The 18,500-nt window shown below is 56.5% G+C and carries 20 protein-coding genes; 6 read left to right on the top strand and 14 right to left on the bottom strand.

Annotation, left to right across the window (positions count from 1 at the left end; translation table 11 throughout):
• Positions 1–76: 76 nt before the first annotated feature.
• Positions 77–1,363, bottom strand: coding sequence for a crotonyl-CoA carboxylase/reductase (gene ccrA, locus ACR0BI_RS16465; protein WP_170395824.1), 1,287 nt, complete (start codon positions 1,361–1,363; stop codon positions 77–79).
• 111 nt (positions 1,364–1,474) lie between these two features.
• On the bottom strand, positions 1,475–2,857 hold the full coding sequence (locus ACR0BI_RS16460; protein WP_480562806.1) for a 1-acyl-sn-glycerol-3-phosphate acyltransferase: 1,383 nt from the start codon (positions 2,855–2,857) through the stop codon (positions 1,475–1,477).
• A 145-nt stretch (positions 2,858–3,002) separates the two neighbouring features.
• Between ACR0BI_RS16460 and ACR0BI_RS16455 the strand changes: the two genes are divergently transcribed.
• From ACR0BI_RS16455 to deoD, 3 genes are all read left to right on the top strand, one after another.
• Positions 3,003–4,970: a protein meaA gene (locus ACR0BI_RS16455; RefSeq protein ID WP_170626168.1), complete on the top strand. Its 1,968-nt coding sequence runs from the start codon at positions 3,003–3,005 to the stop codon at positions 4,968–4,970.
• 115 nt (positions 4,971–5,085) lie between these two features.
• Positions 5,086–5,397, top strand: coding sequence for an H-NS histone family protein (locus ACR0BI_RS16450; protein ID WP_170395811.1), 312 nt, complete (start codon positions 5,086–5,088; stop codon positions 5,395–5,397).
• A gap of 18 nt (positions 5,398–5,415) precedes the next feature.
• Entirely contained in the window at positions 5,416–6,126 is a 711-nt protein-coding gene (gene deoD, locus ACR0BI_RS16445) for a purine-nucleoside phosphorylase (RefSeq protein WP_170395810.1), read from the top strand.
• A gap of 12 nt (positions 6,127–6,138) precedes the next feature.
• Here the strand turns inward: deoD and ACR0BI_RS16440 are convergent, their stop codons facing one another.
• The 11 genes from ACR0BI_RS16440 to ACR0BI_RS16390 all read right to left on the bottom strand — a co-directional run bounded on the left by ACR0BI_RS16440 (position 6,139) and on the right by ACR0BI_RS16390 (position 14,571).
• Complete coding sequence (locus ACR0BI_RS16440; RefSeq protein WP_480562824.1) at positions 6,139–7,002, bottom strand: urea carboxylase-associated family protein; 864 nt, start codon at positions 7,000–7,002, stop codon at positions 6,139–6,141.
• Between the two features lie 286 nt (positions 7,003–7,288).
• Positions 7,289–7,429, bottom strand: coding sequence for a hypothetical protein (locus ACR0BI_RS16435; protein ID WP_170395806.1), 141 nt, complete (start codon positions 7,427–7,429; stop codon positions 7,289–7,291).
• A gap of 137 nt (positions 7,430–7,566) precedes the next feature.
• Complete coding sequence (locus ACR0BI_RS16430) at positions 7,567–8,346, bottom strand: succinate dehydrogenase iron-sulfur subunit (protein WP_170408332.1); 780 nt, start codon at positions 8,344–8,346, stop codon at positions 7,567–7,569.
• Positions 8,347–8,358: 12 nt separating this feature from the next.
• Positions 8,359–10,167 carry a succinate dehydrogenase flavoprotein subunit gene (gene sdhA / locus ACR0BI_RS16425; RefSeq protein WP_480562805.1) on the bottom strand — a complete coding sequence of 603 codons (1,809 nt, stop codon included), beginning with the start codon at positions 10,165–10,167 and terminating at the stop codon, positions 8,359–8,361.
• 12 nt (positions 10,168–10,179) lie between these two features.
• A complete protein-coding gene (locus ACR0BI_RS16420) occupies positions 10,180–10,563 on the bottom strand; it encodes a succinate dehydrogenase, hydrophobic membrane anchor protein (protein ID WP_170395800.1) in 384 nt (127 codons plus the stop codon).
• 13 nt (positions 10,564–10,576) lie between these two features.
• Positions 10,577–10,960, bottom strand: coding sequence for a succinate dehydrogenase, cytochrome b556 subunit (gene sdhC / locus ACR0BI_RS16415; protein WP_170395798.1), 384 nt, complete (start codon positions 10,958–10,960; stop codon positions 10,577–10,579).
• 207 nt (positions 10,961–11,167) lie between these two features.
• Complete coding sequence (locus ACR0BI_RS16410) at positions 11,168–11,839, bottom strand: DUF1194 domain-containing protein (protein WP_370644346.1); 672 nt, start codon at positions 11,837–11,839, stop codon at positions 11,168–11,170.
• Between the two features lie 66 nt (positions 11,840–11,905).
• Positions 11,906–12,934, bottom strand: coding sequence for a MaoC family dehydratase (locus ACR0BI_RS16405; protein WP_170423719.1), 1,029 nt, complete (start codon positions 12,932–12,934; stop codon positions 11,906–11,908).
• Positions 12,934–13,140, bottom strand: coding sequence for a DUF1737 domain-containing protein (locus ACR0BI_RS16400; protein ID WP_170408336.1), 207 nt, complete (start codon positions 13,138–13,140; stop codon positions 12,934–12,936). Before ACR0BI_RS16400 ends, ACR0BI_RS16405 begins: the two co-directional genes overlap by 1 nt.
• A 12-nt stretch (positions 13,141–13,152) precedes the next feature.
• The gene (locus tag ACR0BI_RS16395; RefSeq protein WP_170395794.1) at positions 13,153–13,707 is read right to left on the bottom strand and encodes an NnrU family protein; all 555 of its coding nucleotides are present in this window, start codon (positions 13,705–13,707) and stop codon (positions 13,153–13,155) included.
• 6 nt (positions 13,708–13,713) lie between these two features.
• Positions 13,714–14,571, bottom strand: a complete 858-nt coding sequence (locus ACR0BI_RS16390) for an HpcH/HpaI aldolase/citrate lyase family protein (protein WP_170818597.1) — start codon at positions 14,569–14,571, stop codon at positions 13,714–13,716.
• Between the two features lie 175 nt (positions 14,572–14,746).
• On the opposite strand from ACR0BI_RS16390, the gene ACR0BI_RS16385 reads away from it, so the two are divergent.
• Positions 14,747–15,046, top strand: a complete 300-nt coding sequence (locus tag ACR0BI_RS16385) for a hypothetical protein (protein WP_170818596.1) — start codon at positions 14,747–14,749, stop codon at positions 15,044–15,046.
• On the opposite strand, the gene ACR0BI_RS16380 is transcribed toward ACR0BI_RS16385, so the two are convergent.
• A complete protein-coding gene (locus ACR0BI_RS16380; protein ID WP_170395788.1) occupies positions 15,043–15,798 on the bottom strand; it encodes a sulfite exporter TauE/SafE family protein in 756 nt (251 codons plus the stop codon). The two genes, ACR0BI_RS16385 and ACR0BI_RS16380, sit on opposite strands and share 4 nt — an antisense overlap.
• A gap of 161 nt (positions 15,799–15,959) precedes the next feature.
• Between ACR0BI_RS16380 and mdh the strand changes: the two genes are divergently transcribed.
• Positions 15,960–16,922 (top strand): malate dehydrogenase, encoded by a 963-nt coding sequence (gene mdh / locus ACR0BI_RS16375; protein WP_170353522.1) that lies wholly within the window; start codon positions 15,960–15,962, stop codon positions 16,920–16,922.
• A 309-nt stretch (positions 16,923–17,231) separates the two neighbouring features.
• Positions 17,232–18,425, top strand: coding sequence for an ADP-forming succinate--CoA ligase subunit beta (sucC, locus tag ACR0BI_RS16370; RefSeq protein ID WP_170395786.1), 1,194 nt, complete (start codon positions 17,232–17,234; stop codon positions 18,423–18,425).
• The last annotated feature ends 75 nt before the right edge of the window (positions 18,426–18,500 follow it).

Genomic DNA, 18,500 nt, shown 5'->3' with positions numbered 1-18,500 from the left:
ATCGATAGAAACGATGAACACCCGCAAGGCGTGTTTGCGCCCTGCGGGTGTTGCAGCTGCTGTTTGCCTGAGACCGTTAGTCGCGGGCAGCCAATACTTCTTCAAGGGTGCGCATGCCTGTATGCGGAGCCTGAACCAGCACCGACATGTTGCCCGGCTTGTGTTCGTTGCGCATCATCTTCATGTGCGCCTCAGGCAGATCCTGCCAAGTGAACACTTCGGACATGCACGGATCCAAGCGGCGCTCGACCATTAGCTGGTTTGCAGCCGAGGCCTGTTTGAGATGCGCAAAATGCGAGCCCTGCAAGCGTTTCTGGTGCATCCACATGTAACGCACGTCGAAGGTCAGGTTGTAGCCAGTGGTCCCGGCGCAGATCACAACCATACCTCCCTTTTTCACGACAAAAGTGGACACCGGGAACGTGCTTTCGCCGGGGTGCTCGAACACCATGTCGACGTTCACACCTTTGCCGGTAATATCCCAGATGGCCTTGCCAAACTTGCGGGCTTCTTTGAACCATTCAGCATATTCCGGAGTATTCACCGTGGGCAGCTGGCCCCAGCAGTTGAAATCCTTGCGGTTGATGACGCCTTTGGCGCCAAGGTCCATCACAAACTCACGCTTGCTTTCATCCGATATCACGCCGATCGCATTGGCACCCGCAGTGTTGATCAACTGTATCGCGTAAGAGCCCAGACCGCCCGATGCGCCCCAAACCAGGACGTTCTGGCCCGGCTTTAGATCGTGCGGTTCGTGCCCAAAAAGCATCCGATAGGCTGTTGCCAAGGTCAGCGTGTAGCAGGCGCTTTCTTCCCAGGTCAGGTGCTTGGGACGCGGCATCAGCTGCTGTGCCTGAACATTTGTAAACTGCGCGAACGAGCCATCAGGTGTCTCATATCCCCAGATGCGCTGGCTGGGCGAATACATCGGATCACCACCATTGCAGTGTTCGTCATCGCCATCGTCCTGGTTGCAGTGAATCACGACTTCATCGCCGACTTTCCAGCGCTTCACTTTGTCACCAACCGCCCAGACGATGCCCGACGCATCTGAACCTGCGATGTGAAAGGGTTGGCCGTGGCCATCAAACGGGCTGATCGGCTTGCCAAGCGATGCCCAGACGCCGTTGTAGTTCACACCCGCCGCCATAACGAGAACCAGCACTTCGTGGCTGTCCAGCTTCGGGACATCAACGACTTCCAGCTGCATCGCTGTGTCTGGCTCACCGTGGCGCTCTTTCCGGATGGCCCAGGCATACATTTGCTTGGGAACGTACCCCATCGGGGGGATTTCACCCATCTCGTAGAGGTCCTTTTCCGGCGCCTCATACGACGCGATACCGCTGTCGACATCCAAAGCCATGCTGGCCTCCTTTTTCCAACTGTTGCCGCGCCGCAGAATCGCGGCTTTCCAAAGACGAAATATTAGCCTCTGAGTAATATTGCAACCGTTATTGGTATCTATTTTGTAATTTTATGACCCAGCAGTTGCAGAAATATTTTCTGCACTTGCATCATTCTCAGCCCGAACAACGGGTTCTGATGCTGCCGCGTAATAAGCAAGCAGCTCTGATCGCTCGCCTGATGGGCGCAACACTCCAGCCTCGCGACGCAGAATCCGTCGCTCGACCAACTGATTGATGGCATCGTCAACAGCCTCTCCATCATCCTGGGCAACCGCGTCGCCGCCCAACGTCAGCAAACGCGCCTTCAACTCCTGCTCTGACATTTCACCTTCTTCCTGAACCAGCCGACACGCTGCAGGCACTGGAACAAAGGGAATTGCGGCACCGATCCTGCGCATCAACTCGCGGGCCAGATCGGTCGTTAGGTCCCGTTCGTGCGCGACTCGAAATTCTTTCAGAGAAATCGGTGTCGCATACCGCACCGAGGCAATCCCGAATCTCTTGTAGCGCCCGACAAGCCTGCGCCAAATCTGCTTGAGCGACCAGCGGGTGATAACCCCGATCCGCGCGCGGAAGCGGCGTTCACTATCCTTCGCTGCCGCTGTTAATACGGTATCTTCAAGCACCCGATCATAGTTCAAAGCAACCGGAACAAACACCACATCCCGCCCCTGCGGTTCGACTCCGTCAAGGATATACTTCAACAATCCCAGCTTGGGGCGCCCCAGTTTGCCAGTCAGACTCAGCCCGCCCTCAGGGAACATGGCCTGCGTCACGCCCGCTTCGGTCGCGTGTCTTACATAGCTTGCAAGGACCTGTCGATATAGGTCGCTACCCGACTTGCGGCGAATGAAATAGGCCCCCATCGCGCGAATCAATCGACTTAGAGGCCAGACACGGGCCCACTCGCCCACAGCATAGGATAAGGTCGAATGGTCTGCCGCCAGATAGGTGACCAGCACGTAATCCATATTGCTGCGGTGGTTCATGACATAAACGACCGTCGCATCGGGATCGATATTGTCCAGCGCGGCTTTGTCCTCGTAACCCAACTGCACCTTGTAAAAGGCGTTGCTCAGCATGCGGGCAAAACGGATCGCGATGCTGAAATACGCCACTGTCGAGAATGAGGGCGCAATCTCGCGCGCATAACGCCGTGCCAATTCTGAGGCAACAGCGTCAGGCACACCTTCTTCTTTGGCATGCTGCTGCACCGCCCGGCTTACTTGCGGGTCATAGATAAGCCGTTGAATCATGTCATGCCGCCCCGCCAACTTGAACGGTTGGATCGGACGCTGCAGTCGCTTGTTCAACCGTGCGACGGCGCGCTCAAGGCGGCGGCGGAAAAACCAGCGCACCGACGGAAACAAAAAATGCGAGGCAAATGTGACCGCGGCAAACAGCACGATCAGCACAAACAGCCAAAGCGGGATTTCCACAGTCTGCATCATTCGGGCACAGTGCCATCAAACGCGACCACCCACAATCTGCAGAAACCGTCGATGCCGCAACGCAGCGAATTGACATGTACTGAAAATTACTATTTACCACCATAGAACGTAATTTTGTTACCCACCGATCCGCGAGGCCCGACCCATGACGCAGTTGCAGAAAGATCGCCCCTGGCTCATCCGTACATATGCCGGTCACTCAACGGCCAAAGCGTCAAATGCGCTTTATCGTGCGAACCTGGCCAAAGGTCAGACCGGCCTGTCCGTGGCCTTCGATCTGCCAACCCAAACAGGGTATGACAGCGATCACACTTTGGCGCGCGGCGAAGTTGGAAAAGTTGGGGTTCCGATCTGCCATCTGGGGGACATGCGGGTTCTGTTCGATCAAATTCCGCTGGAACAGATGAATACCTCGATGACGATCAATGCGACGGCTCCTTGGCTTTTGGCGCTATATATCGCAGTTGCCGAGGAACAGGGCGCGGATGTCTCGAAATTGCAGGGGACCGTCCAGAACGACCTGATCAAGGAATACCTGAGCCGCGGCACTTATGTGTGCCCACCCAAGCCATCGCTGAAGATGATCGCGGACGTGGCCGAATATTGCTACGATAACGTGCCCAAATGGAACCCGATGAATGTGTGTTCGTACCACCTGCAAGAGGCAGGCGCGACGCCCGAGCAAGAGCTGGCCTATGCTCTGGCGACTGCCATTGCAGTGCTGGACGAACTTCGCCCGCGCGTTCCGGCTGAAGACTTCCCAGCACTCTGCGGGCGGATTTCGTTTTTTGTGAATGCGGGCATCCGGTTTGTCACCGAAATGTGCAAAATGCGCGCCTTTGTGGATCTTTGGGACGAAATTCTGCAGCAGCGCTATGGCATTGAAGACCCCAAGTTCCGCCGATTCCGTTATGGCGTTCAGGTAAACTCGCTGGGACTGACCGAACAGCAGCCGGAAAACAACGTTTATCGCATACTGATTGAAATGCTTGCGGTGACGCTATCCAAACGTGCCCGCGCACGTGCGGTGCAGTTGCCTGCATGGAACGAAGCGCTCGGCCTGCCTCGTCCCTGGGATCAGCAATGGTCGATGAGGATGCAACAAATCCTCGCCTATGAAACCGATCTGCTGGAATATGGCGATTTGTTCGACGGCAATCCGGTTGTCGATGCCAAAGTCGAAGAACTTAAAAATGGCGCACGAGCCGAATTGGCTAATCTCGAATCGATGGGCGGCGCGGTAGCCTCGATCGAATACATGAAATCGCGGCTGGTCGAGTCCAATGCCGAGCGCCTGAACCGTATTGAACGCAATGAAACCGTCGTCGTTGGCGTAAACAAATGGACCGAGGGCGAAGCCTCGCCTTTGCAGACCGAGGATGGCGGCATCATGGTCGTCGACCCGGCGGTTGAACAGGAACAAATCGGGCGCTTGAACGACTGGCGTGCGGATCGGGATGACGCAGCAGTGGCCGCGGCGCTGCAAGCATTGCGCGAAGCAGCGCGATCCGGTGCCAACGTGATGGCACCTTCAATCGCTGCGGCCAAGGCCGGTGTCACAACTGGCGAATGGGCCGAGGAAATGCGCAAGGCCTACGGTACATATCGTGGACCAACCGGCGTCTCGGGATCTGTTTCGAACAAAACCGAAGGTCTGGAAGACCTGCGCGCAGCCGTAGATGCGGTAAGCGACCGACTGGGGCGCAGGCTGAAGTTTCTTGTTGGCAAACCTGGTCTGGACGGACACTCGAACGGAGCCGAACAGATCGCCTTCCGCGCACGCGACTGTGGCATGGATATCAGCTACGAAGGTATTCGTCTTACGCCCGAAGAAATCGTAACTGCGGCACAAGAAGACAAAGCGCATGTGATTGGTCTATCGATCCTCTCTGGCAGCCACCTGCCTTTGGTGAAGGACGTGATGACGCGGCTGAAAGCAGCAGGGCTAAGCGATATTCCCGTCATTGTAGGTGGGATCATCCCCGATGAGGACGCGGATCAATTGCGTTCCATGGGTGTATCGAAAATCTATACGCCGAAAAATTTCGAATTGAATGCAATCATGGGCGATATCGTCACATTGGTTGACCCAACGGAAATTGCGGCTGAATAGAAAAGCATATTACAGAAATCTCCATTTCTATTTCCGGTAAAATGGGAATAGATAGGTTCGGGTTTATTCAATTTCCCCTGCAATAAGTAGGGGAATAGCCGAAATGGAGAAGATTATGGCAATCGATCTTGAAAAAATGTCGCGCAAAGAACTGCTCGAATTGCGCAATCGGGTCGAAAAGGCGCTAAAAACCGCCGAAGTGCGTGAGCGAAAAGAAGCGTTGAAAGCCGCCGAAAAGGCGGCGGCGGAATATGGGTTTTCGTTGTCTGAATTGTCAGGAGACAGCGCTAAATCGGTAAAATCATCTAAAGCGAAGTATCAAAATCCGAACAATCCGTCGCAAACCTGGACCGGGCGGGGCCGCAAACCGCAGTGGGTTCATGACGCCATAAAAGCCGGTACCGATATTACTGATCTGGAAATCTGATCGGGGGCAAGTGGCAAAATGACTATCCATATTGGAGCCCAAAAAGGCGAGATTGCCGAAACCGTTCTTTTGCCCGGCGACCCGTATCGTGCAAAATGGGCGGCCGAAACGTTTCTTGAAGACGTAAAGCTGGTAAACGAAGTGCGTGGCATGCTGGGGTTCACCGGCACCTGGAAAGGAAATCGTGTTACCATTCAGGGTAGTGGCATGGGGATGCCGTCTCTGTCGATCTACGTGAACGAATTGATCCGTGACTACGGCGCCAAAACTTTGATCCGGATCGGGTCCTGTGGCGGGATGCAAGACAGTGTGAATGTGCGTGATGTTATTCTGGCGATGACGTCGACCACACTCAGCACCCCTTCGCGCGGGATCATGAGAGAAATGAACTTCGCCCCTTGCGCGGATTGGGGTCTTTTGCAGTCTGCAGCATTGGCTGCACAAGCCAAAGGTACGCCAACCCATGTTGGCGGCATCTATTCATCCGATGTCTTTTATGACGAACGCCCGGACCTGAACGAACAAATGGTTCGGCACGGTATTTTGGGTGTCGAGATGGAAGCGGCAGAGCTTTACATCCTTGCCGCGCGTCACAAATGCCGCGCATTGGCGGTACTGACAGTCTCGGACCACCTGTTGACCGGCGAAGCCCTGCCCTCCTCGGACCGAGAAAGCAGTTTTGGCGACATGGTCGAAATCGCGCTGCAGGCGGCGTTCCCGGACAGCTGAATTGCGCGATATCTAGCGCCCGTGCGTGCGGTCATATCCGTTGCGCGCGGGGCTGCGCCATCCCTCAAGCGCACCTTCAGCCGGGGCAAAGGTTTCTACCAGCAGGGGATAACAGGCTGCGGTATCCGATGAATGCTCGGACGAGCAATCACCGCCCGGGCACGCGCTTAGATTTCCCAGCAGGTCAATCTCGGCGAAAAACTCAAGATAGTCTCCCGGACGGACAGGTGAGGCTTTCATGAAATACTGCCCGGTATCACGCGTGAAACCGGTGCACATGAACACGTTCAATACATCATGTACCGCAGGCTCGGCTTCGGCCAAAGAGACGCCCAAATGATCCGCCAGCGCGCGTGTCAGATTCGAATGGCAACAGTGATGGTACTGGGATCCAGCTAGCAGATTACCGGTATAGGGATCACATCGGGTCCCGATCACATCGTGCACCGACCCGCCGAAATCATCGATTCCGTACCACCCCAGCGTATCTGCAATGATTGTCGCCATCGGTCGCATATGTGGAAAGCTCGACCACATGCGCTCACCCACGGTGATATGTGTGCCATGCAACGCGCGCGTCTTGCCGGAATAGAACCGCTCGGAAAGGTCGTTGAGGTTCCACAGGTTTAGATCGCCAACTTGCGATCCTTCAACAGAAGTGATCCGAAAGAAATGCCCTGCAGGCACCTCAAAGCATTGCGCATCTCGCGGTGGCACCAACACCTCACCCGTTTTGTGCGCTGTATCACGCGCAGTTTGATAGAGCCCTAGATCGGGTTTTGGTAGCCCTTCATTCGGGTAGCAGATAACGGGCGCAATCTCGCGGCGCGCATCTGCATCCATGGGTGGGCGGGGAGTATTCCGAGATTCTGACATGGGCCGAGAGTGGCGCAGTTCGGCCCGGTGGGAAACCCCCAACAGCAGCTATTGTCCTTTCAGACACTGTGTGGGCTCAACATCAGATTTTGACACCGCGCCACAGTAAGCACAGCGCCACTGGCCCTCGCTTCGATGTTGCCGCCACCTGCAGTCGCGCGTCAGAGACGACGTGCGGGACCGCCAGAAAAAAAAGGCAAAAACGCCAGCGGCGAGCAGAAGCAATAGAACGGGCATAGCTCTGCATTGCCTATTGTGTCGTAATTTTCAAGCCCGCGCGACACGGTTAAGCCGCGTTCGCATATTCAAACAATTCTGGTGTTTCGTCTTTGGCCGGAACTTTGGGCTCGGGCGTATAATAGGCCCAAGCTTGCTCCAGAAATTCCAACGCTTTGGCCGCGTCGTGTTTTTGGTTTTGCATGTTCATCGGAGTGACCTCTTTTCGAACTCATCACTCCTCCCTGCGCCAACTTTAGATCCGCGCTCGTACAAGCGCATCGCATAGTTTTGCAGAGGCGGCATGCACTTGCCGCAACCCGGCAAGTGCTTTGTTTTGGTGCGTGATCAGACCGCGCGGTCCACCATCATCTTCTTGATTTCTGCAATCGCTTTGGCCGGATTCAGACCCTTGGGACAGGTCTTGGCGCAGTTCATGATGGTGTGGCAGCGATACAGCTTGAAAGGATCTTCCAGCTCGTCCAAACGCTCACCGGTGGCCTCATCCCGACTGTCGATGATCCAGCGGTAAGCATGCAACAGCGCGGCAGGGCCGAGATAGCGGTCGCCGTTCCACCAGTAGCTGGGGCACGAGGTCGAGCAACTGGCACACATCACACATTCATAGAGACCATCCAATTTCTTGCGGTCTTCGATGGATTGCTTCCACTCTTTTGCCGGACGATTGGTCTTAGTCTCCAACCACGGCATGATCGAGGCGTGTTGGGCGTAGAAATGAGTCAGATCAGGGATCAGGTCCTTGACCACCGGCATATGGGGCAGCGGGTAGATCTTCACGTCGCCCTTGATCTCATCCATCCCATAGATACAGGCCAGCGTGTTAATCCCGTCGATGTTCATCGCGCAGGACCCGCAGATGCCTTCGCGGCACGAACGGCGGAAGGTCAGAGTCGGATCGATCTCATTCTTGATCTTGATCAGAGCGTCCAGAACCATCGGGCCGCAAGTATCCATATCGACGAAATAAGTATCGACGCGCGGGTTCTGGCCATCATCCGGGTTCCAGCGATAGATCTGGAATTTGCGCACATTGGTCGCGCCGTCGGGCTTGGGCCAGGTTTTACCGGTGGTGATCCGGGAATTCTTGGGGAGGGTCAGTTGTACCATGGGTTCCTCTCCTTAGAACGTCCGCGCCTTGGGCGCGATTCTTTTCATGCTGATGCCGCCCTCGTCTTCGGTCGTCAGCGGATCAACGATAACCGGACGGTAGCTAAGCTCTACTTTATTGCCATCGACACGGCTGACCGTGTGGACGCGCCAGTTCTCATCGTCACGCTCGGTGAAATCTTCATGGGCGTGTGCACCGCGGGATTCCTTACGCGCTTCGGCACCAACGATGGTGGCGAGCGCGCTTGGCATCAGGTTGGTAAGCTCGAGCGTCTCCATCAGATCGCTGTTCCAGACCAACGATCTGTCAGAAACCTTCAGGTCGTCCATCTTGGCAGCGATCGCGGTCATCTTCTCGACGCCCTCAGCCATGGTCTTCGAGGTGCGGAAAACCGCCGCGTCCTCTTGCATGGTGCGCTGCATCTCAAGCCGCAGATCTGCGGTTGGAATTGCGCCGCTGGCGTTGCGCGCCGCATCGAACCTGTCAAACGCTTTATCTACAGAGGCCTGGTTCAGAACCGGGTTCGACGCGTCGGCATCCACAACTTTGCCCGCCCGGATCGCCGCCGCACGGCCAAACACCACGAGGTCGATCAGCGAGTTTGAACCAAGACGGTTTGCCCCGTGAACCGAGGCACACCCGGCCTCGCCCACAGCCATCAGACCAGGGACCACGGCGGTCGGGTTGTCGGCTGTCGGGCTCAGAACTTCACCCCAATAGTTCGTCGGGATACCACCCATGTTATAGTGCACGGTCGGTAGAACCGGGATCGGTTCCTTGGTAACGTCAACACCGGCAAAGACGCGCGCAGATTCTGAAATGCCCGGTAGGCGTTCCGCCAAAGCTTCGGCTGGCAAATGGCTGAGGTTCAGATGGATGTGATCGCCGTTGTCACCGTGGCCGCGCCCTTCGCGAATTTCCATGGTCATTGAACGGCTAACGTAGTCGCGCGGCGCGAGGTCTTTGTACTGAGGCGCATAGCGCTCCATGAATCGCTCGCCTTCCGAGTTGGTAAGGTATCCGCCTTCACCACGTGCACCTTCGGTGATCAGGCAGCCCGATCCGTAGATGCCGGTTGGGTGGAACTGAACAAATTCCATATCCTGCAGTGCAAGACCCGCGCGGGCCACCATACCGCCACCGTCGCCGGTGCAGGTATGTGCCGAGGTTGCACTGAAATAGGCGCGGCCATAGCCGCCGGTCGCCAGAACAACCATCTTGGCGTTAAAGACGTGCATTGTGCCGTCGTCCAACTTCCAGCACACGACACCCTGACACTGTCCGTCCTCAGACATTATCAGATCAATGGCGAAATACTCGATGTAGAACTCGGCGTTGTTCTTCAGCGACTGACCATACAGCGTGTGCAGGATCGCATGACCGGTCCGGTCGGCGGCGGCACAGGTCCGCTGCACAGCGGGGCCTTCGCCAAATTCGGTGGTGTGGCCACCAAATGGGCGCTGATAGATCTTGCCTTCTTCGGTCCGGCTGAATGGCACTCCGTAGTGTTCTAGCTCATATACGGCTTTGGGTGCTTCACGCGCCAGGTATTCCATCGCATCGGTGTCACCCAGCCAGTCCGAGCCCTTTACGGTGTCATACATGTGCCACTGCCAATGGTCTGGCCCCATATTCGACAAGGACGCCGCAATGCCGCCTTGGGCGGCCACTGTGTGTGAACGGGTCGGGAATACCTTCGTCACGCAAGCGGTGCGCAAACCCTGCTCGGCCATGCCCAATGTTGCACGCAGACCCGCGCCACCGGCACCGACAACCACCACGTCATATTCGTGGGTTTCGTATTCATATGCTGCTGTCATTGTTCTTGTTCCTTACTGCGCATATCCGAGAGCCAGACGCGCGAGCGCAAACAGACCCGCAGCAATCAGTGTGTATGCAAAGGCCTGCGCTGCCATCAGCGCCAGCTTTTCCGCGACGCCATGCACGTAGTCCTCAATCGCTTCCTGGGCTTCGCGCAACAAATGCGGGACGACAACAACCAGTGTCAGACCCATGATAATCGCTGGGAACGGGCGGCTGTAATAGGCCAGAGCCTCTTCGTAGGTTCCACCTAGGGCGTGCCCGAAGGTAAATACAAACAGCGGAACAAGGATGACCAATGCCGCCGAGCTGAGCATCATTTGCCAGTGGTGATGTGTACCTGCACGTCCGGCCCCCATGCCCTGCGCGCGTTTACGGTCTGTGAGAAACTGCATCGCGAACCTCCCCTTAAAGCGCTACGGCTGTGATCAGAGCCAGAACAGTTGCCAGCACGAACATGCCAATGCCCATCTTCTCGGACACTTCAACATTCACGCAATATCCCAGATCCCAGATGACGTGCCGCAAACGGCCCAGCATGTGATAGAAAATGGCCCAAGCCGCGCCGAACATGATCAGATCACCCAGGAAACTGGTCATCAATCCATTGATCAGCTCAAAGGCGCTTTCCGATGTGGCCGCAGCAAGTAACCACCAGACGACCAACAAAGCCAAACCAAAAGACGCAAGACCCGTGATGCGCACCATAATCGAAGATATGGACGTCATCTGTGGACGATAGATCGTCAAATGTGGAGAAAGCGGGCGGTTGCCTCGATTTACATCGGCCATGTTGGCTCCTTTTCGGTTGGCTACCGAACGTTTTACTGTTTTTTACGACTCTGTCACGCGCTGCAGGTGCAAAATCCAGTAAATTTAACGCAAAATCGCTGATAAGCCGCGTTTGTGATCACACAAAATATTCTCGTGATCACAAATCACATTCGATACCGCCAATGTTAGCGTTTTCATTGAAAAAGCAATGTGATCACGAATCTATTATTGGAGCGGCGTCAGCCCTGCAGTCTGCTGTGTCACCTCGCGTAAAAGCTTCTTGCGAATACGTTCGGGATAATCCGCGAAGCCTGCTGCAGAGACGACAAAGGCCCCCTCGCCAACGATGACGTTCTCGAAGAAATAGGCTGTCAGATCGGGTTCACTTTCTTCAATCGCGATCGCGTTCACGGTGATGCCGCGATCCCGCAGTTTGGCGTGGATGGTCGACGGCTCGATTCCTTCATTCGAAATTCCGTCGCCCGAAAGATCAATAAGATGCCTTTCGCATTCGGGCACGTCGTCAAAGCTGGCAACCGTCATATCGAGCGCCTCACCTATCGCAGTTGAGAAGTTACGCCAGACACGAGGATCAGCTGCGACCTGATCAGCAAAACTGTCCAAGGTGTTAAAACTATCGATCCGGGTCCAGGGGATCGTGATCCTCTGGCGAGAACTGCCTGTCCATTGCACGAGCATCAGCCGAGCCTGTCCGCGCACCAAGGCCTCGGATACGATAGGGTCCCGCAGACCTGCGGCAAGACCGTCCATTTGGATACGATATTCCTCGGAATCAACCGAGCCTGAAACGTCTACGGCCAAGGCCAGAGCCAAATCACAAGCATAGGCCTGAGATGCCAGATACAGGCTGGCGGCGAGCGCACGAAACATCATCATGCGCCAAGCGTAGCATGGATTTCGCGGACCGTGATCACTTGAATGTCAGCCGCCAGAAGGCATTGGCTACATCGGCATAAGAGCCCAATAATCCAAATCTAGCAGAACGTTAGGAAGATATCTCCCCTCGTCATTGCGCAGAACGAAGGGCTCGCCGCCTTTGGTCGCAACAAGGCGCAAGCGGATGGCACCGATTCCGGGAGTTCCGGTCTCGGCCTTGTCCAAAACTTCGGACCAGGCTTTGATCGTATCGCCCGAGAAACAAGGATTGGCGTGGGCACCGCCGTTCAGACCAACGATCATCTGCGCATTCGCCAGGCCATTAAACGACAAGGCACGCGCCATTGAGATAACGTGGCCGCCATAGATCAGCCGCCCCTCTGGACGGAAGGTGAGGTCGAAATGCACTTTGGCGGTGTTCTGCCACAGGCGGGTGGCCAGCATGTGCTCGGCCTCTTCGACGGTCACGCCATCGACGTGATCGATCGTTTCTTCCGTGTTGTACGCATCCCAGCGGTGGTTTTCGCCGGATTGTACAAAATTATATTTCGAGAAATCGAGCCCCTGCGGTACCGCCAGATCGCTGACATCAAGCGCCTTTTTCAGATTGGGCACCACCGTCTCTGGTGCAGGCGCATCGAGGTTTGATTTGCGCACCATGACCCAGCGAACATACTCGATCACCACTTCGTCGCGTTGGTTCAGCCCGCGGGTGCGGACCCAGACGACACCGGTTTTGCCGTTTGAGTTTTGCTTGAGGCCTATCACCTCGGATTCGGCGCGCAAGGTATCGCCGGGATAGACCGGTTTCAGCCAGCGACCCTCGGCATAGCCCAGATTGGCGACCGCGTTCAGCGAGATATCGGGAACCGTTTTGCCGAATACCACATGGAACGCCGCCAGATCATCAATCGGGCTTTGCGGCAGGCCACAATTCCGGGCGAACTCATCCGAGGAATAGAGTGCGTGTCGTGCAGGGTAGAGCGCGTGATAAAGCGCGCGCTCGCCATCCGTCACCGTGCGCGGCACGGCGTGATGCAGGATCTGACCGACTGAATAATCCTCGAAAAAGTTACCCGGATTGGTTTTTGCCATTATTGCTGTCCCAGTTTCATGTCGGGGGTGTAATCAGCGGCGACCTCTTTGGTCACAGCCTGCGCGCAACGCATCACGTTATTTGCGGCGTCAAAGGCATAGGACGGGTCGCCATAAAGCTCCCATCCCTTTGCCAACGCGTCCGAGACCTTGTGGCAGAAGGCTGATGTGTCTTCCTCGGTCAACAAACGATAAAGTTTCGCCATTGATTAGGTCCCTTATCCACCAAACGGAGACGGACCAACCAGCCCGTGAATATAGCCCACAACGCCCAGCAGCACGATGGAGCCCACAAAGAACATGGCATCTTTGCCGTATGTGCCGGGTTCGCCCGGCGCCCAGTCTGGTTCGGATTTGTTGATCACGATTACTTCGACAATTGCCCAGGCCAGCAAGCCACCAAACAGGATGATCGAGGCCAGATCACCGTTCACCAACAGGTGCGCAAAGGCCCAGAGTTTAAAGCCACCCAGCATGGGGTGACGGACCTTGTTCAACAGGCGACCTTTGGTTCCCGCAGGGCTGGCCAGATAGAACGCGATCAACACCAGCAGGTTGTTGACGTGAATCAGAAAGGTTGGCGGCGCCCAGACATATATGAAATCGGTCATGCGATAACCGAAGATCATCAACAATACCGAGGCCACCAAGGCGAGCGCCACGACGCCCTTGCCCGCGTCGCCCATGGCGGCACGTCGTTCCGGCATCGCGCGCTTAAAAAGATGTGCGGCCCACCAAAGTGCCACACCAAGGATCAGAAGAACAAAGCCCATACTGGCTTACCCCGCTTGCAAAGCTACTATCGCCTCTGCTTTTGCCAGAGTTTCGCGGGCAGTTACAACGTGTAGGTTTTCAACAATCTTGCCATCGACAACGGCGACCCCCTGCCCCTGCGACTCGGTTTCCTCGAAAGCGGCAATCTGACGGCGAGCCAGATCAATCTCATCCTCGGAAGGGGCAAAGGCGGAGTTTGCGATGTCGACCTGGGCCGGGTGGATCAGGGTTTTGCCATCAAAGCCCATGTCGCGGCCCTGGGCACACTCGGCGGCCAGACCGTCGGTGTCCTTGAAGGCATTGTAGACGCCATCGACGATGATCAGCCCCTCTGCCTTGGCCGCCAACAGGCACAGGCCAAGCGAGGTCATCATCGGCAAACGGTCGGGGCGGAAGCGCGTCTGCAGCTCTTTCGCAAGATCGTTGGTCCCCATGACAAAGCCTGCCATCAGCGGATGTGCGGCAATTTCGGCTGCGTTCAGCGTCCCGCGCGGCGTCTCCATCATCGCCCAGATCGGCAGGTCTCCGGTGATTGAGGTCAGCGCATCCACATCCGCCGCAGAACTCACCTTTGGCAACAGAACGGCATCTGCATCCATCTTGCGCACGGCTTCGGCATCGGCGCGCCCCCATTCGGTATCAAGCCCGTTGATCCGCACGATCTTGACTCGTGCGCCATAGCCTCCGGCGGCCAAAGCCGCCTTGAGGGTCTCGCGCGCGTTCTCTTTCTCATCAGCCGCAACCGCGTCTTCAAGATCAAAGATGATGGCGTCCACCGGCAATGTGCGGGCCTTATCAAGCGCGCGTTCACGCGAGCCGGGGATGTATAGTACCGAGCGATAGGGGCGTTGGCGCGGGTCCACTGGACTCTCCCATTGAAATAATGTTGCGCGGAATGGGGCATTTTTTGACGGAAAGTTCAAGAACAAAATCGCCGCAGCGCAGCATTTCCTGCGCTGCGCAACGTGCGTTGCCTTAACGCGATGTCCTTTTGCCTACGGCACGCTGCTTTGAGGAAGAGCTTGAAAGGGGTGACCAATGAAAACGGTTATGCTGAAAATGACGATTGGCTTGGGCATCATGGTACTGGCAGCGCAACAAGTCAGCGCACAGAATTGTGCGCCACGCGAAGACGTGATCAAGCGATTGACAAAGTCATATGGCGAAACCCGACGAGGCATCGGTATTGCGCGTCGGGGAGCGGTGATGGAGGTTTTTGCCTCGGACCAAACCGGCAGCTGGACCATTGTTGTGACCTTGCCGGAAGGTGTGACCTGCCTGATCGCCTCAGGCCAGTCTTATGAAACACTGGCCGAAGCATTGCCGCCCAACGCCTAAACCAGCGCATCCCAAATAAGTTTGCTTCCCGTCAGGGTCAGCAAGACGTAGGCAATGTTGAAAAACAATCGTTCGGAGAGCATGAAATGCGCCCGGACGCCCAGCCAGGCCCCGAGGATCGCAAACGGGGTCAGCAAGAGGTCTGCCAAGGCTGTGTGCCAGGTGAAGAGGCCCAGATAGGCGAAGGGCACGAATTTGACGGCGTTGATTACCCAGAAGACCAGCACGGTCGAGGCTTGAAATTCGGTTTTCGTCAGGCGTTGTGACAGCAGGTACACGGCGGCGGGTGGGCCGCCCGCATGGCTGACAAAGCTGGTGAATCCGGCGATAAGCCCGGCAAACAGGCCCGCCGATGGAGGCAACCGGTTGGCAAAACCCCGCACCCAGCCTCTGGTCTGGGCAACGTGCCAGATCACGAAACCGACCGATATTCCGCCAATCAACAGACGTAGCAGATCGTCATCCGTCGCACGATAAAGCCACGCGCCCAGCGCGATACCTGGTACTGCGCCCAACATCAGAAGGCGCGAATCTGGCCAGCTCCAGCGTTTCCAATACGGCTTTAACGTCGCCAGATCGATCACCATCAGTATCGGCAGCATTAGCGCTAGCGCCTGTCCTGGCGTCAGTATCAGAGCCAGAATCGACGAAGATGCAAACGCCACTCCCGAGCCGAACCCACCTTTCGAGATGCCCGCGAAGATCACCGCCGGGATCGCCACTGCAAAAAACATCAGGTTCATCTCGAACATCAGGCACCCCGGAAATATGCATGATTCACAGGCGGTTTAGCGCAATCGGCGGGGTGGGTGCAAACGGTATGCGGTGGCATGCCGCGCCGCAGAAGGCTTGCGTGACGCCGCTTTTGCGACTAGCACAACCGCGATTTCAAAACCGACCGGAGATATTCCAAATGGCCAGACCTAAGATCGCGCTGATCGGCGCAGGTCAGATCGGCGGCACGCTCGCCCACCTCGCTGCAATGAAAGAACTTGGTGACGTCGTGCTGTTCGACATCGCCGAAGGCACCCCGGAAGGAAAGGCGCTGGACATCGCCGAATCCGGCCCCTCGGAAGGCTTCGACGCCAAACTGAAGGGCACCCAGTCCTATGAGGACATCGCCGGTGCCGACGTCTGCATCGTCACCGCTGGCGTGCCGCGCAAGCCGGGCATGAGCCGCGACGACTTGCTGGGCATCAACCTGAAGGTCATGAAATCGGTCGGTGAAGGCATCGCCGCAAACGCTCCGGATGCGTTCGTCATCTGCATCACCAACCCGCTGGACGCGATGGTTTGGGCGCTGCGTGAATTCTCGGGCCTGCCGCACAACAAAGTCTGCGGCATGGCGGGCGTTCTGGACTCGGGCCGTTTCGCACACTTCTTGTCGGAAGAGTTCAATGTGTCCATGCGCGACGTCACCGCCTTTGTTCTGGGAGGCCATGGCGACACAATGGTGCCTTCGGTGCGCTACTCGACCGTTGCCGGTATCCCGTTGCCCGATCTGGTTGAGATGGGCTGGACCACGCAGGAAAAACTGGACGCCATCGTTCAGCGCACCCGTGACGGCGGCGCAGAAATCGTTGGCCTGCTGAAGACCGGCTCGGCTTTCTATGCACCGGCGACTTCGGCGATCGAAATGGCCGAAGCCTACCTGAAAGACCAGAAACGCGTTCTGCCCTGTGCTGCCTATTGCAACGGCGAACTGGGTGTCGACGGCATGTATGTCGGCGTGCCTACCGTAATCGGTGCAGGTGGCATCGAGCGCGTCGTCGACATCAAGCTGAACGAAGAAGAACAGGCCGGTTTCGACAATTCGGTCAATGCCGTTAAGGGCCTGATCGAAGCATGCAAGGGCATCGACAGCTCGCTGGCCTAAGTCACGAACCCTAGAACCAATGAACCGGCCCTCTTCACGGGCCGGTTTTCTTTTACACGGTGCCAAGCTGGCTAAAAGATGTTCGCGCAAACGTCGCAAAACTCATCTATGAATGTGTTTTGTGGGCATGATCCCGGATCATCGAATCAATTTCCACGCCCCGCAATTTTTGTGATCACACCCCAAAAACCTGTGATCACAAATACTGAAAATCTTCGACAATTTCCCGTGACCCGTCAAAAAACTCTTTAATTTTGGCGCTTAGACACCCCTATAACGGTGTAATCGTAGTCAGACGGGACAATTTCGATGAACATTCACGAATATCAAGCCAAAGCGCTTCTTCGCAGCTATGGCGCTCCGGTCTCCGATGGTCGCGCAGTTCTGCGCGCCGAGGAAGCCAAAACCGCAGCCGGTGAATTGGACGGGCCGCTTTGGGTCGTCAAGGCGCAAATCCACGCGGGTGGTCGCGGCAAGGGTTCCTTTAAAGAGGCCGACGCCGGTGAAAAAGGCGGTGTCCGTCTGACCAAATCGGTGGAAGAAGCCGCCGAAGAAGCCAAGAAGATGCTTGGCCGCACGCTGGTCACCCATCAGACCGGCCCCGCAGGCAAGCAGGTGAACCGCATCTACATCGAAGCCGGTTCGGGCATCGAACGTGAACTTTACCTAGCCCTGCTGGTGGACCGCCAGACCAGCCGTATCTCATTCGTATGCTCGACCGAAGGCGGCATGGACATCGAAGAGGTGGCCGCTGCGACGCCTGAGAAAATCCTGTCCTTCTCGGTTGATCCCGCCACTGGTTATCAGCCCTATCACGGCCGCCGCATCGCGTTCTCGTTGGGACTGGAAGGCGCGCAGGTCAAACAATGCGTCAAGCTAATGAACCAGCTCTACAATGCCTTCGTCGAGAAGGACATGGAGATGCTGGAGATCAACCCGCTGATCGTCTCGGACAAGGGCGACCTGAAAGTACTGGACGCAAAAGTCGGCTTTGATGGTAACGCGGTATACCGCCACCCGGATATTGCCGAGTTGCGCGACACGACCGAGGAAGACCCCAAGGAACTGGAAGCGTCCAAATACGACCTGAACTACATCGCGCTGGACGGTGAGATCGGCTGCATGGTCAACGGTGCTGGTCTGGCGATGGCGACGATGGACATCATCAAGCTTTACGGTGCCGAGCCTGCCAACTTCCTGGATGTTGGCGGTGGCGCGACCAAAGAGAAAGTGACCGAGGCGTTCAAGATCATCACCTCGGATCCGAACGTCAAAGGCATTCTGGTCAACATCTTCGGCGGCATCATGCGCTGTGATGTGATTGCCGAGGGCGTCGTTGCCGCGGTGAAAGAGGTGGGCCTTCAGGTTCCGCTGGTCGTGCGTCTGGAAGGCACGAATGTCGAGAAGGGCAAAGAGATCATCAACACCTCGGGCCTCGATGTGATAGCGGCGGACAACCTGAAAGACGGTGCCGAGAAGATCGTGAAGGCCGTCAAAGGCTGAGTGTCATCCCGTAGGGTGGGCGTCAGCCCGCCTTTCCCAAGATTTTGGCGGGCAGAAGCCTGCCGTATAAAGGAG

It is taken from the genome of Ruegeria sp. E5, from assembly GCF_056534105.1.
The sequence above is the reverse complement of the archived record's forward strand: the minus strand, read 5'-3'. Positions and strand labels throughout refer to the sequence as shown.

What these genes read in the sequence shown, in the direction of transcription:
- ACR0BI_RS16420 (WP_170395800.1), bottom strand. Translation starts at nt 10,563, where the DNA reads ATGCAGTTTCTCACAGACCGTAAACGCGCGCAGGGCATGGGGGCCGGA.
- ACR0BI_RS16430 (WP_170408332.1), bottom strand. Translation starts at nt 8,346, where the DNA reads ATGGTACAACTGACCCTCCCCAAGAATTCCCGGATCACCACCGGTAAA.
- ACR0BI_RS16385 (WP_170818596.1), top strand. Translation starts at nt 14,747, where the DNA reads ATGAAAACGGTTATGCTGAAAATGACGATTGGCTTGGGCATCATGGTA.
- sucC (WP_170395786.1), top strand. Translation starts at nt 17,232, where the DNA reads ATGAACATTCACGAATATCAAGCCAAAGCGCTTCTTCGCAGCTATGGC.
- ACR0BI_RS16380 (WP_170395788.1), bottom strand. Translation starts at nt 15,798, where the DNA reads ATGTTCGAGATGAACCTGATGTTTTTTGCAGTGGCGATCCCGGCGGTG.
- ACR0BI_RS16395 (WP_170395794.1), bottom strand. Translation starts at nt 13,707, where the DNA reads ATGGGCTTTGTTCTTCTGATCCTTGGTGTGGCACTTTGGTGGGCCGCA.
- ACR0BI_RS16450 (WP_170395811.1), top strand. Translation starts at nt 5,086, where the DNA reads ATGGCAATCGATCTTGAAAAAATGTCGCGCAAAGAACTGCTCGAATTG.
- sdhA (WP_480562805.1), bottom strand. Translation starts at nt 10,167, where the DNA reads ATGACAGCAGCATATGAATACGAAACCCACGAATATGACGTGGTGGTT.
- ACR0BI_RS16460 (WP_480562806.1), bottom strand. Translation starts at nt 2,857, where the DNA reads ATGATGCAGACTGTGGAAATCCCGCTTTGGCTGTTTGTGCTGATCGTG.
- ccrA (WP_170395824.1), bottom strand. Translation starts at nt 1,363, where the DNA reads ATGGCTTTGGATGTCGACAGCGGTATCGCGTCGTATGAGGCGCCGGAA.
- ACR0BI_RS16440 (WP_480562824.1), bottom strand. Translation starts at nt 7,002, where the DNA reads ATGTCAGAATCTCGGAATACTCCCCGCCCACCCATGGATGCAGATGCG.
- ACR0BI_RS16410 (WP_370644346.1), bottom strand. Translation starts at nt 11,839, where the DNA reads ATGATGATGTTTCGTGCGCTCGCCGCCAGCCTGTATCTGGCATCTCAG.
- ACR0BI_RS16400 (WP_170408336.1), bottom strand. Translation starts at nt 13,140, where the DNA reads ATGGCGAAACTTTATCGTTTGTTGACCGAGGAAGACACATCAGCCTTC.
- ACR0BI_RS16405 (WP_170423719.1), bottom strand. Translation starts at nt 12,934, where the DNA reads ATGGCAAAAACCAATCCGGGTAACTTTTTCGAGGATTATTCAGTCGGT.
- deoD (WP_170395810.1), top strand. Translation starts at nt 5,416, where the DNA reads ATGACTATCCATATTGGAGCCCAAAAAGGCGAGATTGCCGAAACCGTT.
- ACR0BI_RS16455 (WP_170626168.1), top strand. Translation starts at nt 3,003, where the DNA reads ATGACGCAGTTGCAGAAAGATCGCCCCTGGCTCATCCGTACATATGCC.
- ACR0BI_RS16435 (WP_170395806.1), bottom strand. Translation starts at nt 7,429, where the DNA reads ATGAACATGCAAAACCAAAAACACGACGCGGCCAAAGCGTTGGAATTT.
- sdhC (WP_170395798.1), bottom strand. Translation starts at nt 10,960, where the DNA reads ATGGCCGATGTAAATCGAGGCAACCGCCCGCTTTCTCCACATTTGACG.
- mdh (WP_170353522.1), top strand. Translation starts at nt 15,960, where the DNA reads ATGGCCAGACCTAAGATCGCGCTGATCGGCGCAGGTCAGATCGGCGGC.